This is a genomic window from Litoreibacter meonggei (assembly GCF_003663885.1).
Taxonomy (GTDB): domain Bacteria; phylum Pseudomonadota; class Alphaproteobacteria; order Rhodobacterales; family Rhodobacteraceae; genus Litoreibacter; species Litoreibacter meonggei.
Genome location: NZ_RCCE01000003.1, coordinates 366,313 through 382,695 on the forward strand (window position 1 = coordinate 366,313; position 16,383 = coordinate 382,695).

19 protein-coding genes and 1 pseudogene are annotated in these 16,383 nt (G+C 56.8%); 15 read left to right on the forward strand and 5 right to left on the reverse strand.

Annotation, left to right across the window (positions count from 1 at the left end):
• The first annotated feature begins 15 nt into the window (after window positions 1-15).
• The 3 genes and pseudogenes from BCF46_RS10235 to BCF46_RS10245 all read left to right on the forward strand — a co-directional run.
• A complete protein-coding gene (locus BCF46_RS10235; protein ID WP_121023866.1) occupies window positions 16-189 on the forward strand; it encodes a DUF1674 domain-containing protein in 174 nt (57 codons plus the stop codon).
• 154 nt (window positions 190-343) lie between these two features.
• A complete protein-coding gene (locus BCF46_RS10240) occupies window positions 344-724 on the forward strand; it encodes a hypothetical protein (protein WP_121023868.1) in 381 nt (126 codons plus the stop codon).
• 30 nt (window positions 725-754) lie between these two features.
• A pseudogene (locus tag BCF46_RS10245) lies at window positions 755-868 on the forward strand (DUF1674 domain-containing protein); the annotation flags it as partial.
• Window positions 869-961: 93 nt separating this feature from the next.
• Here the strand turns inward: BCF46_RS10245 and BCF46_RS10250 are convergent.
• Together BCF46_RS10250 and dapB are read right to left on the reverse strand one after the other, a co-directional pair.
• Window positions 962-1,582, reverse strand: coding sequence for a hypothetical protein (locus BCF46_RS10250; protein ID WP_121023871.1), 621 nt, complete (start codon window positions 1,580-1,582; stop codon window positions 962-964).
• Window positions 1,583-2,383, reverse strand: a complete 801-nt coding sequence (gene dapB / locus BCF46_RS10255) for a 4-hydroxy-tetrahydrodipicolinate reductase (RefSeq protein ID WP_121023873.1) — start codon at window positions 2,381-2,383, stop codon at window positions 1,583-1,585.
• 79 nt (window positions 2,384-2,462) lie between these two features.
• On the opposite strand from dapB, the gene rbfA reads away from it, so the two are divergent.
• The 6 genes from rbfA to BCF46_RS10285 all read left to right on the forward strand — a co-directional run bounded on the left by rbfA (window position 2,463) and on the right by BCF46_RS10285 (window position 6,722).
• Entirely contained in the window at window positions 2,463-2,879 is a 417-nt protein-coding gene (gene rbfA, locus BCF46_RS10260; protein WP_121023876.1) for a 30S ribosome-binding factor RbfA, read from the forward strand.
• Complete coding sequence (locus tag BCF46_RS10265; protein ID WP_121023878.1) at window positions 2,863-3,597, forward strand: phosphodiester glycosidase family protein; 735 nt, start codon at window positions 2,863-2,865, stop codon at window positions 3,595-3,597. The genes rbfA and BCF46_RS10265 overlap by 17 nt, the downstream gene beginning before the upstream one ends.
• Window positions 3,598-3,660: 63 nt before the next feature.
• Complete coding sequence (gene truB, locus BCF46_RS10270; protein ID WP_121023880.1) at window positions 3,661-4,575, forward strand: tRNA pseudouridine(55) synthase TruB; 915 nt, start codon at window positions 3,661-3,663, stop codon at window positions 4,573-4,575.
• Window positions 4,576-4,754: 179 nt separating this feature from the next.
• Entirely contained in the window at window positions 4,755-5,222 is a 468-nt protein-coding gene (locus BCF46_RS10275) for a hypothetical protein (protein WP_121023882.1), read from the forward strand.
• A 32-nt stretch (window positions 5,223-5,254) separates the two neighbouring features.
• Complete coding sequence (locus tag BCF46_RS10280; protein ID WP_121023884.1) at window positions 5,255-5,761, forward strand: DUF1643 domain-containing protein; 507 nt, start codon at window positions 5,255-5,257, stop codon at window positions 5,759-5,761.
• 58 nt (window positions 5,762-5,819) lie between these two features.
• Window positions 5,820-6,722: an alpha/beta hydrolase gene (locus tag BCF46_RS10285; RefSeq protein ID WP_121023887.1), complete on the forward strand. Its 903-nt coding sequence runs from the start codon at window positions 5,820-5,822 to the stop codon at window positions 6,720-6,722.
• A 12-nt stretch (window positions 6,723-6,734) separates the two neighbouring features.
• Here BCF46_RS10285 and BCF46_RS10290 read toward each other — a convergent pair whose 3' ends face one another.
• Window positions 6,735-7,856 (reverse strand): calcium-binding protein, encoded by a 1,122-nt coding sequence (locus tag BCF46_RS10290; protein ID WP_170157910.1) that lies wholly within the window; start codon window positions 7,854-7,856, stop codon window positions 6,735-6,737.
• 369 nt (window positions 7,857-8,225) lie between these two features.
• On the opposite strand from BCF46_RS10290, the gene rpsO reads away from it, so the two are divergent.
• The gene (gene rpsO, locus BCF46_RS10295; protein WP_121023891.1) at window positions 8,226-8,495 is read left to right on the forward strand and encodes a 30S ribosomal protein S15; all 270 of its coding nucleotides are present in this window, start codon (window positions 8,226-8,228) and stop codon (window positions 8,493-8,495) included.
• Window positions 8,496-8,646: 151 nt separating this feature from the next.
• Here rpsO and BCF46_RS10300 read toward each other — a convergent pair whose 3' ends face one another.
• A complete protein-coding gene (locus BCF46_RS10300) occupies window positions 8,647-9,249 on the reverse strand; it encodes a class I SAM-dependent methyltransferase (RefSeq protein WP_121023893.1) in 603 nt (200 codons plus the stop codon).
• 344 nt (window positions 9,250-9,593) lie between these two features.
• On the opposite strand from BCF46_RS10300, the gene pnp reads away from it, so the two are divergent.
• From pnp to BCF46_RS10315, 3 genes are all read left to right on the forward strand, one after another.
• Entirely contained in the window at window positions 9,594-11,726 is a 2,133-nt protein-coding gene (gene pnp, locus BCF46_RS10305; protein ID WP_121023895.1) for a polyribonucleotide nucleotidyltransferase, read from the forward strand.
• A gap of 212 nt (window positions 11,727-11,938) precedes the next feature.
• Window positions 11,939-12,874 (forward strand): SGNH/GDSL hydrolase family protein, encoded by a 936-nt coding sequence (locus BCF46_RS10310; protein ID WP_121023897.1) that lies wholly within the window; start codon window positions 11,939-11,941, stop codon window positions 12,872-12,874.
• A 160-nt stretch (window positions 12,875-13,034) separates the two neighbouring features.
• The gene (locus BCF46_RS10315) at window positions 13,035-13,595 is read left to right on the forward strand and encodes a L,D-transpeptidase (RefSeq protein ID WP_121023899.1); all 561 of its coding nucleotides are present in this window, start codon (window positions 13,035-13,037) and stop codon (window positions 13,593-13,595) included.
• 63 nt (window positions 13,596-13,658) lie between these two features.
• Here BCF46_RS10315 and BCF46_RS10320 read toward each other — a convergent pair whose 3' ends face one another.
• Window positions 13,659-14,309 (reverse strand): peroxiredoxin, encoded by a 651-nt coding sequence (locus tag BCF46_RS10320; protein WP_121023901.1) that lies wholly within the window; start codon window positions 14,307-14,309, stop codon window positions 13,659-13,661.
• Between the two features lie 80 nt (window positions 14,310-14,389).
• On the opposite strand from BCF46_RS10320, the gene BCF46_RS10325 reads away from it, so the two are divergent.
• Both BCF46_RS10325 and uraH read left to right on the forward strand, forming a co-directional pair.
• Window positions 14,390-15,817, forward strand: a complete 1,428-nt coding sequence (locus BCF46_RS10325) for an aldehyde dehydrogenase family protein (RefSeq protein WP_121023902.1) — start codon at window positions 14,390-14,392, stop codon at window positions 15,815-15,817.
• A gap of 195 nt (window positions 15,818-16,012) precedes the next feature.
• Entirely contained in the window at window positions 16,013-16,366 is a 354-nt protein-coding gene (gene uraH, locus BCF46_RS10330; protein ID WP_121023904.1) for a hydroxyisourate hydrolase, read from the forward strand.
• Window positions 16,367-16,383: the final 17 nt, after the last annotated feature.

Here is a 16,383-nt window from a genome sequence, read left to right on the forward strand (position 1 = left end):
ACAAGGACGTGGGACATGACAGACAAACAAGACCTGCCCCCAGAGGCCCTTCGCGCATTGGAAGAGGCCGCTGCGCGCAGACAAGCCAAGGGTGATCTGGAGTTACCAAACGAGCTAGGCGGTCGCGACGGGCCAGAGCCTGTGCGCTATGGCGATTGGGAACGTAAGGGGATTGCGGTCGATTTTTGACGGCGAACGCAGCATCAAACCCTCACCGACCTGTCTGCGCGCTTCAACTAACCCTTAAGCAACGTGCTTCATTGACTTCGGTCAAGGTGTCACTCCCAAGACCGACTATGCTGGTTTCGTTACGACAACCTTTCTAATGCAAAGGAGTTGAGCGATGTCCCAGTCTCCACGTTGGGTGCGCCCTGTGGCGGTTGTCGCCGCAGTTTTCGGCCTACTGACAATCTACTCTGGCGGTACTGCCCTGTTTGGGAGTGCTGCCAGCAAAGCTGCGGTGGGCGACGCAGTTCCCCTAGTCCTATGGTTCAATTTTCTAGCTGGGTTCGCTTACGTGATAGGCGCGGTTACGCTCTTTCAGTTTGCACCAGTTGCGCTGCGAATTGCTTGGCTTATTGGACTTAGCACTCTGTTGGTGTTCGCAATTTTTATCGTCTTGGCCATTACCGGCACCCCGTTTGAATGGCGCACAATTGGCGCGATGGTGTTGCGGTCCGGTTTCTGGTTGGCAATTGCGGTCGCGCTTTCAAAAGGGTCCTGAGAAAAGTACGAAGTGAGAGTGGCCGCCGCCCGTAAGAAGGCCAAGAGTGATCTGGAATTGCCAATTGAGCTAGGCGGTCGCGACGGGCCAGAGCCTGTGCGCTACGGCGATTGGGAACGTAAGGGGATTGCGGTCGATTTTTAGGGGGGACGTATTGAGTCCTACTAAGTCATTCATTCCATTCCCAGGCGTCGCATCCACAACTGGGCCTAAAGTGCTACCCATAGTGACCAAAATCTATTCATTGCAGTCACTCAACATCCTCGCCAACACATCTTTCGACTCATCAAATACCGCCAAGCCATAGATATGCGTCGCAAAACAAGTATCACTTACGGGAAAGCCTACTTCATCCGCATCGCGATCGAAAAAATAGAGAAACAGCCTAAGCGGTCGGGTTGGTCCATCAAATTGTGCAGATAGGTCAAACGTTTTAGCAACGGCTCTAGGATCGGTCAGAATTACGGCTTCTAGGTTTTCAATCTCATCGTAGATTGGAAGCTTCCGAAAATCCGCCTGCGATTTCAGAAAAATTATTGCCAAATCTGCCTCTGATAGAGCAACTGGTTGAGCGATGTCGTCTAACAATTGTGCAGAGTCAGCAGCAAGAAACTCCGGTCTAAAACTGTCCGGTGCGTTCCAATAGGCTACTTTTAATCTAGCTTGGGTCTTCCAAGTGAAGTTTGGAAGTTTGCGAAGTTCTAGGCCAAAAATATCGTGCGCATACCCAGGAATGGTAAAGGCGGCCAATGTGAGTGCGCCAAGTAGCGTTGGAAGTCGCGCGAATGACACCAATCTTTGCGACAGCCCCAATCTGAAAAAATGGGAAAAACCGCCGATTTGCAATTCGTTTCTCATCTAAAGCCCCAGCACATCCAGCATATCGTATTCGCCCGGACCTTTGCCCTGCCCCCAGAGCGCTGCCTTGAGTGCACCGCGCGCAAACACCGCGCGGTCGGTTGCTAGGTGGCGCAAGACGATGCGTTCGCCGTCGGCGGCGAAGATAACGTCGTGCTCTCCGACCACATCCCCACCACGGATGGCCGCAAAGCCGATGTCGCCGCGTTTGCGTGCGCCTGTGATGCCATCACGGCCACTGTCTTTGACGTCGTTCAAGTCAACACCGCGCCCCTCGGCGGCGGCCTCGCCCAGCATCAGGGCGGTGCCAGACGGCGCGTCGACCTTGTGGCGGTGATGGGCCTCGACCACTTCGATATCGTAATCCTCGTCCAAGGCGGCGGCGACCTTCTTGGTCAGTTGCACCAAAAGGTTCACCCCAAGGCTCATGTTGCCCGCCCGCACAATCGGCGCGTGGCGGGCGGCGGCTTTGATCTTGGCGAGATCACCGTCGCTAAGCCCGGTAGTCCCAATCACATGTACCGCGCGGGCTTGTGCGGCCAGCTCTGCCATAGCGACGGAGGCGGCAGGGGAAGTGAAATCAATGATGGCTTGCGCGTCTTTGACGACCTCGATGGCGTCGGACACCACGGGCACGCCCATCTCGGACTGACCCATGGCGACGCCCAGATCTTGGCCAACCCACGGGTGGCCTTCGCGCTCGGTCACGCCGACAAGATGGGCGTGGTCCGACGCCTCAACGACCTTAATCAGCATTTGCCCCATACGGCCGGATGCGCCTGTAATCACGATGCCAGTCATTGAAAAACCCTCATATACTATAGCCCGAACGGTGTAGGACCTGTTGCAAGGGGCTGGCAAGGGGCTTAAGTGCGGGCGTATGGCCAAGAAATCAAAATTCGCGGGCGCAGGCCCATCGCAACGGCAACTTCGTGTGGGCGAGCTTATCCGCCGCACCTTGTCGGAGATCCTGAGCCGTGGAGAAATCCACGATCCGGACCTGAACCGCATGTCGATCACCGTGAGCGAGGTGCGTGTGACGCCTGATTTGCGCATTGCGACGGCGTTCGTGCTGCCCTTGGGCGGTAAGAACCAAGAAGAGGCGATTGCGGCCCTTGCCCGCAACAAAGGGGAAATCCGGCATGCGATCACGAAGCAGATGTCGGTGAAGCATTCGCCCGACATCCGGTTCCTGATCGACGACACATTCGACCGCATGGACGAGACCAACCGGTTGTTCGCCCAAGAAGGCGTGCGCCGCGACTTGGCTGCGGGTGACGATGCTGGCGAGGATTAAATACGCCCTGCTGGCGTGCCTCCTTGCAGGCCCCGCTTTGGCGGACGGGTGTCGCGACCTGACGCATCTGGGCGACAGCTATACGGTGTGCACCGTTGAAAACCCTGACACGATCAACCTTTGGCTGAATGACAACGACGGGTTTGTCATCGGCGAGTTTTTTGCCCTGCAAGAGCAATTGGCAGAGCAAGGCCAAACGCTGACCTTCGCGATGAATGGCGGGATGTACCATGAAGACCGTCGCGCTGTTGGGCTGTTCATTGCCGACTTCAAAGAACAAGCGCGCATTGTGACCCGCGAGGGGCCGGGCAACTTTGCCCTGCTGCCGAACGGGGTGTTTTGCGTCGCGGGCCAAACGGCGCAGGTAATCGAGAGCCGTGCTTTTGCGGCCAATCCCCCTGACTGCCGCATTGCGACCCAATCGGGGCCGATGCTGGTGATTGAAGGCAAGTTGCACCCCAAGTTTACCCCCGACAGCACCTCCAAGAAGCGGCGCAATGGCGTTGGCGTGGACAAGCAAGGGCGGTCGCATTTTGTGGTCTCGAACGGCTTCGTGCGCTTCCATGACATGGCGACGCTGTACCGTGACGTGCTGGACAGCCCGAATGCGCTGTTCCTCGATGGAACCGTGTCGCGCCTGTATTCCGCCAAGCTGGGCCGGTCCGACGCCGGTGCGCGGATGGGGCCGATTATCGGGCAGGTTCTGCCGTCGCAATAAGCTAGGGATTGACGCCCCGCACGACCCGCAATAGCACCCGATCGTTGAGCACAGGAGCACATCATGGGACGCCGCAAAAAAGGCCGCGACATTTCGGGTTGGGTTGTCATCGACAAACCTGCCGGGATCACTTCCACCGCCGTGGTGAGCAAGGTGCGCTGGGCGTTTGACGCCAAGAAAGCGGGCCACGCTGGCACGCTTGATCCTGATGCGACTGGCGTTTTGGCGATTGCCCTTGGGGAAGCGACCAAGACGGTGCCGTTCGTGACGGACGCCATGAAAGCCTACCGTTTTACTGTGCGACTTGGACGGGCCACCAACACCGATGACGCGGAAGGCGAAGTCGTGTCTGAAAGCGATGCCCGCCCGTCCGATGATGAGATCATCGCCGCCCTACCCGCGTTTACGGGCGACATCATGCAGGTTCCGCCGCAGTTTTCTGCTGTGAAAATTGACGGGCAGCGCGCGTACAAGCTGGCCCGCGATGGCGAAGACGTCGAAATCGCTGCGCGTCCGCTGTTTGTAGAGTCCCTGACCTTTATCGAGCGCCCCGACGAAGATCACGTCACGCTAGAGATGGTGTGTGGCAAGGGCGGCTACGTGCGCTCCATCGCGCGCGACTTGGGCGAAGCGTTGGGTTGCTTTGGTCACGTTCGCGAATTGCGCCGGATTTGGTCGGGGCCGTTTGACGTTGAAGACGGCGTGACGCTGGAAGAGCTGGAAGCTGTCGCCAAAACCGACGCGATTATGGAATTTCTTGGACCGCTCGAAATCGGCCTAGTTGACCTGCCGGAACTACCCACCACCGAAAGTGGTGCGGTGAAACTGCGCAATGGCAATCCGGGCATGGTGATCGGGTCTGGCGTGCAATATGGCGACGAAGCTTGGGCCTCGCTGAACGGTCAAGCGGTCGCCGTGGGCCGCTATAAAGCGGGCGAGTTGCACCCTTCGCGGGTTTTCGTGGTTGGTAACCTGTAACAATCTCGACCCGTTCGACCGCTGCCTCACGCAGATGTGGGGGTTTGTTTCATGAAAACCCACCGAATTGTAACAAACCACGCCGCATCATCGCGCAGACCACGCAATCGCGTGAGGTATCTGTTCGAAAGCGCACATCGCAGACAAGATGGCCCCAACACGTAATTCTGGAGCACATCATGCAACGTCAAATCTGGACTATCCTTCTTGCGGGCGCCCTTAGCACCGTCGCGTTCGATCTTTTCGGGCAGGGGCTGTCCCCTGCCTTCGGGTTCGCCAAGCTGGCGCCTGTGGGCCTTGCCACAGCGACACTTAAAACCGTCTTCGGGAGCATCCCAAAGGGTGCGGGGGATATCCTGCACATTCTGACGGGCATGTTCGTCTACTCGCTGGGCTACTTGCTGGTGGCGCGCCCTATTCAACAAAAGATCATCCCACGCCTGCACTGGGCGATTACCGCGACGGCTTACGGCATCGGGCTTTGGATCTTCGCGCTGTATTTCGTGGCCCACCTGATCGCTGGCAACCCTCCGTTCCTAGGCTTCACGGGCATCACTTGGGTCGCCTTCTGGGGACACATTGTCTATGCGCTGGTCGCCGTCTACGTGATCGAGCGCGGCCCGTTTGCGGATAAAGCAGAGGCTTGAACCAAGCGTCATGGGCTGGCACAACCCAGCCCATGATTACCCGCACACATATGAAGGACGACGCGGCCTCGACGGCGGTCTATTCGAACTGCGAACGCTACCGCTATATGCTGTCGCGCGTTTGGGATGCGCAGGGCCGTAAGGTCTCTTTCGTCATGTTGAACCCCTCCACTGCGACGGAAGTGCAGAACGACCCGACCGTCGAGCGCTGCGAGCGCCGCGCGCGCGCCTTGGGGTTCGGGGCGTTTCGTGTGTGCAACATTTTTGCGTGGCGCGACACGGACCCGTTCAAGATGAAAAAAGCCGCCGAGCCGATTGGGGCTGCGAATGATGCAACCATTACTGACGCTTGCACTTGGGCAGACACGGTGGTCGCTGCGTGGGGCACCCACGGGGCGCATTTGCAGCGCGGCCCACAGGTCGAAGCGCTGATGCGCGCGACGGGCAAGCCGCTGTACCATCTGGGGCTGAGCAAAGCCGGCCACCCCAAGCATCCGCTCTATATTGCCTACGTCAAGCAGCCGGAGCTTTGGGATTAACCGACTTGATCGCTCCTTCGCTTCGCGCTCCTATGAGGGCGCAATATCGGAGAGCATCATGACCGCATCGAACCTACCGGGATTTACCCGCCACACCATCAACGTCGGCGGGGTTAATATATCCGTGCATGTTGCGGGCAATGGTCCGGCTTTGATGCTGCTGCACGGCTACCCGCAAAACCATATGTGCTGGCTGAACATTGCCCCGCATTTCGCCAAGGACTTCACCTGTATCGTGCCGGACCTGCGTGGCTACGGGGACAGTGACGCGCCTGAAGATATCAGCGCGGACCATTCGACATATTCCAAACGGCAGATGGCACTGGACCTGATTGGTGTGCTCGATTACTTGGGGCACGACCGCGCCCATGTGCTGGGTCACGACCGCGGCGGGCGTGTGGCGTATCGCTTTGCGTTGGATCACCCTGACCGGCTGGATCGACTTGGCATTATCGAGATCGTGCCCACTGGTGATTTCTGGCGGTCTTGGAATGCCGAGCTTGCCTATAAGGCGTATCACTGGACGTTTCTGGCGCAGCCGCATCCGCTGCCCGAGAGCATGATTAACGCGGACCCCGTATCCTATATCGACCACACCTTAAAAAGCTGGGTCAACGCAAAGTCGTTGGACATCTTTCCGAAACCCGCGCTGGACAGCTATCGCGCGCAGGCACTGGATCCCGCCCGCATTCATGCCATGTGTGCTGACTACCGGGCAGGTGCGACGTTTGACAGGCAGCTGGATGAGGCAGACCGTGTGAATGGGAAGAAAATCGCGGCACCACTGCGCTTCTTGTGGGCCGAGGGTGGTTTTCCGGGGCAGACCGGCAACCCCGAAGGGCTTTGGAGCAACTGGGCAGATCAGGTGAGTGCGCAATCTTGCGTCAGCGGGCATTTCGTAATGGAAGAAAACCCCGAAGCGGTACTCGACTGCTTCGGGGCCTTTTTCGGGTCGGACTGAGTAGTTGGCGGGTTAAGCCGCAACTGGTGCCGTCAGGTTCAGGGAAGCAACCAGTTCGATATCTGTAACCACCAAATCTCCGGGTGTCGTGACCTTGAGGACCACTTCGCCGTCAAGAGTGATGTCTGCCGAGCCGTCTGCATTGGTGACAATAGCAACGACAGGCGCGGCGGCTGCGGCGCTACTATATCGCAACTCGATAGTGTCTTCGTCAGGATCGAAGTCTGTCACGACCCCAGCCGTTCCGGCATTGATGAAGGTCCCCGTGGCGAACGTGTCAGCGCCGTCTCCACCAGTGGCGACGTCACTATTGCCAATATATATGAAGTCATCGCCTTCGTTACCGAACAGTTGATCGCCGTCATCCTCTTCGTCGCCAGTGGTAAGCGAGAAGGCGGTGCCGACGACGACGTCGTCACCTTGGCCGCCGCGCAGCGTGTCTACGCCCAAGCCACCGCCCAACTCGTCATTGCCAACCCCGCCACCGACGATGTCGTTGCCGTCGCCGCCAGCTAGGAAGTCGTTGCCTGTACCACCGGCAAGAGTATCATTTCCTGCACCACCCAAGATTGAGTCGTCGCCCGCTTTACCCTCAATGACATCATCACCTGCGTCACCAGCCAAGCGATCTTGCCCGCTGCCACCGTCGATTGCATCATTGTCGTCACCGCCAGAAATCAGGTCATCACCCGCGCCGCCGCGGATAGTGTCATCACCTGCGCCACCCATAATAGTGTCTGCGCCGTCTACACCCGCGAGAATGTCGTCGCCTGCGCCGCCCGCAATCCGGTCGTCGCCATCGCCACCATTGATTTTGTCGTCGCCGTCTTCACCCGCTATGTCGTCGTTACCAAAACTGCCGCGAAGGTCGTCGTTTCCGTCGCCGCCAAGCACGGTGTCATCGCCGCGTCCAGCTGCAATTGTGTCGTCACCCGCAAGGCCAGAGATCACATCATTTCCGGCGTGGCCTTCCATGATGTCGATATCCATGGTGCCGGTCAGCACATCGTCACCGTTGGTGCCGACAAGATCGTTGGGGTCTACGGGATCAACCGGTGCAACATCATCGCTGTCAGAATCAAAAATCACGCCAAGCAAACCAACAAGTGCTAATAGACCTACTACTCCGAACATCGTATTCATTCCCCCTGAGGACGGTTACAAAACAAACTTTGTTAATCATATGTTAAGATTTGAGGGGGCTGCCAGATAAATCGCCTCATTTAGAACAAACTTTTGCCACACTCCCCTCATTGTTTCCGAAAGCGAGACAGAATGATCATGGGCTTGATTTTATGTCATATTTTTGGGCAAAATCGCACGATTCCAGCATGACCCCGACAGGAATACCCGCCTTGGCATGCTGCAAAGATTCGGGCTTCCCTTTCGCGCGCATTCGCCCTATACGCGCCCATCCGCAATAGGTTTGCGGTGCACTCCATGGGCCCTGCTGGACGACATCCCGGCCTGCGCCATCCACACTAACTTACAAAGGAGACCCCGATGTCGATTACTCCAGAGCTCAAAGCGAGCCTTATGAAAGAATACGCAACGAAAGAGGGCGACACCGGTTCGCCTGAGGTTCAAGTTGCAATCCTGACGTCACGCATCACCACGCTGACCGAGCACTTCAAAACCCACAAAAAAGACAACCACGGTCGTCGTGGTCTTTTGAAAATGGTTGCTCTGCGTCGTAAGCTTTTGGATTACACCAAAGGCAAAGACGAAGCACGCTACCAAGACCTAATCAAACGCCTCGGCATTCGTCGCTAGACAATTCCAGCGTTCGGTGTGGTCGGTTTCCTAGGAAACTTGCGTACCGCTACAGGTTGAAATCAATAGAACGCCCGCCTCACTTGGCGGGCGATTTTACATTTCAGGCGCTGTATCCTGTCGATTTGGCCCTAACGAAGCGCCCCGCCTGTCAGCCGGTCATAAAAACATCGTAGCGCGTTGATTTCCCCAGTATTTGATGGGAACACGCTCGTATCCCCTCGATTGCGTCCGCCTTTGCTGGCCACTTCAAAACCACTCGATTGCGTGCGTTCGCAAGCGCCACGCGCACCAAATCAGCGGCGTCATCATCCGTTCCAACAATTTCGCGAACCTGACGTAGCTCGCGCTTCACCAAAGCAGAATTTTTGCGCGGCGGGTGCATCGGGTCGATCAGGATTGCCTCACAAGACAGGTCAGGCAGCACGTCTTTCGCATCGCCTTTCAACAGTGTCATGCGGCTAACAATATCGCGAAACTCGCCCCCTTCTTTGAGGGCGCGGTCCATGCCCTGCGCCAACAACGCATGCATGTGCTCCGATCGCTCGATCAAGGTGACCTGTGCCCCCAGAGACGCCAGCAAGAATGCATCGCGACCCAAACCGGCCGTTGCATCGACAATGGCAGGCGTCTTGCCCGCGCGTAGCCCCATGGCTTTCGCCAGTGCTTGCCCCCGCCCCCCTCCGAACCGGAGGCGATGCGCGACAGCCCCGCTGACAAAATCAACGCGCAACTCTCCTGCACTCTGCGTCATGCTCGGTTCATCACAAATTTCCGCATTGCATTCAAAAGCCTCCTTCCTAGGCTCGTAACCGATTTTCTTCGGCTGTCATATGCTCCGAATGCCGATTTTGAAGTTCAAACACTTGGCGAGCCTGCACAGCCTAACTACGCAAATTAGGGTTGTTGGGCGGCTTTGGCGCTCTGCCTAAGCTCCCCACTTCCCAAACGGCTCAAACCCCTATATAGCCCGCACATCTGAGACTGTGCGCCCTGACCCTAGGCGTATGCATAAAGGATAGGGGTCGGCGGCAATGGGGCCGCCATTTACACGGGAGACCCGGAACGCCGGGAGTGCTCCCATATAGGAAACGACACATGTTTAACGTGACTAAAAAATCCATCGAGTGGGGCGAAGAAACGCTGACACTCGAAACCGGCAAGATTGCCCGTCAAGCTGACGGCTGCGTGATTGCCACTTACGGCGAGACCTCCGTTATGGCCGCCGTGACTTTTGCCAAAAAGCAAAAGCCGGGTCAGGACTTCTTCCCGCTGACCGTTCACTACAACGAGAAATACTACGCCGCGGGTAAAATCCCAGGCGGTTTCTTCAAGCGTGAGGCCCGCCCCACCGAGAAAGAAACACTGACATCGCGCCTGATCGACCGTCCGATCCGCCCGCTGTTCGTCCCCGGCTTCAAAAACGAAGTTTTGGTGATCTGTACTGTTTTGTCCCACGATCTTGTTAACGACCCTGACATGGTTGCAATGATTGCGGCCTCCGCTGCGCTGACCATTTCCGGTGCACCGTTCATGGGCCCAATCGCTGCCTGCCGCGTGGGCTTTGAGGATGGCGACTACATCCTGAACCCCGAACTCGATGACATGCACAACCTGCGCTACAACCCAGAGCAGCGTTTGGACCTTGTTGTTGCAGGCACCAAAGACGCCGTGATGATGGTTGAATCGGAAGCCTACGAGCTGTCCGAGGAAGAAATGCTTGGCGCTGTTACTTTTGCACACGAGCAAATCCAACCGGCTATCGACCTGATCATCGACTTTGCAGGCGAATGCGCCAAAGAGCCGTTTGACTTCACGCCTCCTGACTACTCCGACCTGTACAAGGCCGTTGCCAAGTCTGGCGAAAAAGCCATGCGTGCTGCTTATGCGATCTCCGACAAGCAAGAGCGCACCGCTGCGGTTTCTGCTGCAAAAGAGACTGCAATGTCGAAGCTCTCCGAAGAGCAACTGGCTGACGAGAACCTTGGTTCGGCGCTGAAGAAACTCGAATCCACCGTCCTGCGTGGCGACGTGGTGAAGAACAAGAAGCGTATCGACGGTCGTAACCTCGACGAGATCCGCGACATCGTATCCGAAGTTGGCTTGCTGCCACGGACCCACGGTTCCGCCCTGTTCACACGTGGCGAAACCCAAGGTCTGGTTGTCACCACTTTGGGTACCGGCGACGACGAGCAGATGATCGACAGCCTGCAAGGCATGTATAAGTCGAACTTCCTGCTGCACTATAACTTCCCACCCTACTCGGTTGGTGAAGTGGGTCGTTTCGGCCCTCCAGGTCGTCGTGAAATCGGTCACGGTAAACTTGCATGGCGCGCCCTTCAGGCCGTTCTGCCAGCCCCAACCGACTTCCCGTACACGATCCGTCTGGTCTCCGAGATCACCGAATCCAACGGCTCCTCTTCGATGGCGTCCGTTTGTGGTGGCTCCTTGTCCATGATGGACGCTGGTGTGCCTTTGAAAGCGCCGGTTGCCGGTGTGGCCATGGGTCTTATCCTAGAAGAAGATGGCTCCTACGCGGTTCTGTCGGACATTCTGGGTGACGAAGATCACCTAGGCGACATGGACTTCAAAGTGGCTGGTACCGAAAACGGCATCACCTCGTTGCAGATGGACATCAAGGTTGCGGGCATCACGCCTGACATCATGTCCAAAGCACTGGATCAGGCCAAAGCTGGCCGTTTGCACATCCTTGGCGAGATGAACAAAGCGCTGTCCTCGGCTGGCGACTTCTCGGTTCACGCCCCACGCATTGAGACCATGCAGATCCCAACGGATAAAATCCGCGAAGTGATCGGGTCCGGTGGTAAAGTCATCCGCGAGATCGTGGAAGTGTCTGGTGCCAAAGTGGACATCAACGACGAAGGCGTCATCAAGATCGCGTCGCCGAACGGCGAAGCCATCAAGAAAGCCTACGACATGATCCACTCGATCGTGGCAGAGCCTGAAGAAGGTGCGGTCTACACCGGTACCGTTGTGAAAATCGTCGACTTCGGCGCTTTCGTGAACTTCTTCGGCAAACGCGACGGTCTGGTCCACGTGTCCCAGATCGAAAACCGCCGTTTGAACCACCCTTCGGACGTCCTGAAAGAGGGCCAAGAAGTGAAGGTCAAACTGCTGGGCTTCGACGATCGCGGCAAGGTTCGCCTATCGATGAAAGTTGTCGATCAGGAAACTGGCGAAGAGGTCAAAGAAGAGAAGAAAGAGGACTAATCCTCCCCTTTCTTTCCAACAACTTGTGGCCCCGGTGGAAACGCCGGGGCCTTTTTCGTGACTCTCCGGGATATTCGGCGATAGATTGCGCGTGACGAGGTCAACTTACCCCACGTTATACTCGGCTTCGGCCCGAAGATGCTTCCTAGACGCGCTTTGTCTGCCTAGCCTTTCAGTAGGGTCTGCAAGGATTCTGAAACTGGGAGGAAATAATGAAATCATATCTGATAGGAACGGTCATCGCCGCATGCGTGGCGACTTCAGCCGCGGCATCGACGCTGACCAACACGTTCACAAGCTTTGTCGTTCTGGGTGATAGCCTCAGCGACAATGGCAACCTGCCGCCCACAGCTGCTCCTCCACCACCTTACTTTGCAGGCAAGTTTACCAATGGCGACGTCTGGAACGAAGCCATTGCAGCTGAGTTCACCGCAGCTGGCCTGCTGTCACAGAACTTTGCCTTTGGCGGCGCAAAAACGACTAGCGGCGGTTTCGCCCCTCCGTCACTTGACGAACAGGTGGCCCTTACATTCTCGAACATCCCACCCGCGGCACTGGGCGACAATCCACTGTTTTCCATATGGGCGGGGGCGAACGACATATTCGGACCATTGGATGCAGGAACGCCAGAACTGGCGCCAGCAATTGCAGAGGCTGCGGCTGACAACGTGGCTGCCACGATCTTCGATTTGTCTTTACTTGGTGTCGACGATTTCCTCGTGTTCAACCTTCCTGATATTGGCCAAACCCCATCCTATCCCGGCGATGCTGACGCCAGCTTAGCCAGTGCTGTGTTTAACACGAAGCTGGCCGATAATATTTTAGGTCTTGAGGCAATCGGGCTGAACATTATCGAGGTCGACATTGCATCACTGTTTAAGGACGCAGTGGCAAACCCAGCCTCGTATGGTTTAACCAATGTGGACGATGCCTGTGTCTTCAACTTGTTTACAACTTGCGATCCAAACAGCTGGCTGTTTTGGGATACCGTCCACCCCACAGCCTTTGGGCACAAAATTGTGGAGACGGAAGTTCGGGCTGTCTTGAACGCCGAACTGTCAGCCGTACCGGTACCCGCGGCCCTTCCTCTGCTGTTTGCAGGGATTGCCGCGCTCGGCCTTTTTGGCCGTCGCGGAAAAGTAGCTTAAAAACGAAGCGAAACGCGTTGCAAGGGCCCAGCTTTACGCCGGGCCTTTTTGCATAGCAGGCAATCACGTGGCTGTTATTGCCCCTTTCAGCAATTCTCCGCTACAATGTGGAAACATCGCCGCCGCTCTGACGTTTAGCGGGGACAGGAAGGGACACGAAATGATCAACCGCCGCACATTGCTGACCACATCTTTGGCCGCAGCAGCCCTTGGAACGCCTGCGCTCGCGCAACGCAAGCCATGGGTCATGCCGGAGCAATTCAAACCCCGTGTGATCACCTTGCAAGGTGATTTGCCGGCCGGTGAGATCCATGTCGACCCGCGCGCTTTCGCTCTTTACTGGACACTGCCGGAAGGCAAAGCCATCCGCTATACTTGCGGCATTGGCAGAGCAGGGCTTTATGAGTCTGGCAAGTTCCACGTTGGGGCCAAGAAGCACTGGCCAGCATGGACGCCAACCCAGGAAATGATCGAACGTGACCCGGGTTCCTACAAGAAATTCGAAGACGGGATGCCAGGCGGCCCTAACAACCCACTTGGGTCACGCGCGCTGTATCTGTTCACGCCGGGCAAAGGCGACACTTTCCTGCGTATCCACGGCACGTCTGCACCTTGGACAATTGCCTCTGCGGTTTCCAACGGTTGCGTGCGGTTAACCAACGCCCATATCGCGCATCTGTATCAGCAAGTGCCTCAAGGCGCGCGCGTCGTGCTGCACTAAGCAAGCATCGTAAACGTAAAAGGCCGACCCATCGGGTCGGCCCTCATGTCGTCCAAAATACGCTTAGGCTGGCGCTTTAACCGTCCGCAGGTAGGGCAACACTTCTGTAACATTGCCAAATTTAGCGGTCGCGTCCTCGGTGCTGACAGCTGGTGGTACGATCACGTCTTGGCCCAACTGCCAGTTAGCAGGGGTCGCCACACCTTTGGCGGACATCTGCAAACCGTCCAATGCACGCAGGATTTCCGCAAAGTTACGACCGACGGTCATTGGGTAGGTCATGGACAGCTTTAACTGTTTATCCGGCCCCACGATAAAGACAGACCGCACGGTGGCGCTGTCAGCAGGCGTGCGACCGTCGGGCAAATATGCCTCTGCGGGCAGCATGTCGAAGGCTTTGGCCATCTTGAGGTCTTCGTCGGCAACAATTGCGAATTCAGCCTTGGCGTTGGCCACTTGCTCGATGTCGCGCTTCCATTTGACGTGCTCTTCGACGCCATCAACCGACACGCCAAGAACTTTTGTGCCACGCTTGGCCCACTCGTCTGCGAGTTGCGCGACCGCGCCGAACTCAGTTGTGCAAACAGGGGTGAAGTCTTTTGGATGCGAGAAAATAACTGCCCAGCTGTCGCCCACGAAGTCGTGCAGGCTAATGTCGCCCTGATCAGTCGTCACCGTGATGTTCGGAATAGTGTCGTTAATGCGCAGGCCCATGGCGGTCCCCTTCCATTTGTGGTTTCTGTTCCCAATATAATACCGACAAATACCATACACACCCCCGAACGGAGCATCCCATGTCCAATCTCAAGAATTTCTACATTAACGGTCAATGGGTCGCACCCTCTGCGGCGAACGACTTTGATGTAATCAATCCATCTAACGAAGAAGTTTGCGCGACGATCTCTCTGGGTAGCGAAGCCGACACCAACGCCGCCGTCGCAGCAGCGCGCGCAGCCTTTGAAAGCTGGGCCTTCACGCCAAAGGCCGAGAAGATGGCGCTGCTCCGCAAGCTGCTCGATATCTACAAAGCGCGCTCCGAGGAAATGGCGCAAGCCATGTCAATGGAAATGGGTGCGCCAATCAAGCTATCCCGCGCCCAACAGGTCGGTGCCGGATCCTGGCACCTGGAAGGCTTTATCAACGCGTTCGAGAAGTTCGAGTTCGATACCCCCTACACCGCCACCGAGATGACCCTGCGCGAGCCTATCGGCGTCTGCGCTCTTATCACTCCGTGGAACTGGCCGATGAACCAGATCGTGCTGAAGGTCATTCCGGCCATTGCGGCTGGTTGCACAGTGGTGCTGAAACCGTCCGAAATTGCGCCGCTGTCAGGCGTTCTGTTCTCGGAGTTCATGGACGAAGCTGGCTTCCCCGCCGGCGTCTACAATATGGTCAATGGCGATGGTCCGGGCGTTGGCTCGCAGCTCTCCGCGCATCCCGATGTCGACATGGTATCATTCACCGGCTCCTCTCGCGCGGGCAAGCTGATTTCAAAGTCCGCTGCCGACACGCTGAAGCGCGTCTCGCTGGAGCTAGGTGGCAAAGGTGCGAATATCATTTTCGCAGATGCGCGCGACAATGCCCCGGCTGATGGCGCAGCGCGCTGCTTCCGCAACACAGGCCAATCTTGCAACGCACCTACTCGGATGTTCGTGGAAGCCTCTCGTTTCGCCGAAGCCGTAGAGCAGGTGAAAGCCACTGCTGAAGCCACCAAAGTTGCCCCAGCATCTGAGGACGGAGGCCACATCGGCCCGCTGGTGTCCGAGATGCAGTTCAACAAGGTGCAGGACCTCATCCAAAAAGGTATCGACGAAGGGGCAACATTGTTGGCAGGCGGCACAGGTCGCCCAGATGGTTTGAACCGAGGCTACTACGCCCGCCCAACGGTCTTCACCGACGTGACACCCGACATGACGATCTACAAAAAGGAAATATTTGGTCCTGTTATGTGCCTGATGCCGTTCGACACGGAAGAAGACGTCATCGAGATGACCAATGACACGCCTTACGGCCTGACCAACTACATCCAGACCGAAGACACCGAAAAACGTCGCCGTGTGGCGCGTCGCTTGCGGTCCGGCATGGTGGAAACCAACGGATCCGGCTTTGCCCAAGGCTCGCCCTTTGGCGGCTACAAGCAGTCCGGAAATGGCCGCGAGGGCGGCGCGTTCGGGATTGAGGAGTTCCTTGAGGTAAAAGCGGTTTCTGGCTGGAACGACTAAATTCATCGCTGTTGCGCTACTTTTTAGTGCAACAGCGGCCGACTTTCGCGACAATCATTTGGTGAATGTTGATGACGGTTTGGGCAATGGAATTTGTTCTGGCTTTCAAAATTTACACGAAAGAGGTTTAACGTCATCGGGGTTTGATTTCGCTGCCGACAGTTGAGACACTGCCAAAAATCTTAGGAGCTAAACATGTCCGGATACCTAACCACCCATGTCCTAGACACCGCCCGTGGCTGCCCAGCTGAGGGGATTAAAATTGATCTCTACCGCATCACCAAAGGCGAGCGTGAGCACCTAAAAACTGTTGTGACAAACGATGACGGTCGTACCGACGCGCAGATATTGCCATCTGATGAATTCGAGATCGGCACTTATGAGCTGGTGTTTCATGCGGGCGATTATCTGGACCGCACCGGAACGCCGCCCGAGGAACCTCGCTTCCTGAATGTCATTCCCCTGCAATTTGGCATGTCTGAAGCACTACACTATCACGTGCCTTTGCTTCTAAGCCCGTTTGGCTACTCGACCTACCGCGGGAGCTAGTCACCGGGCTTTGCCTC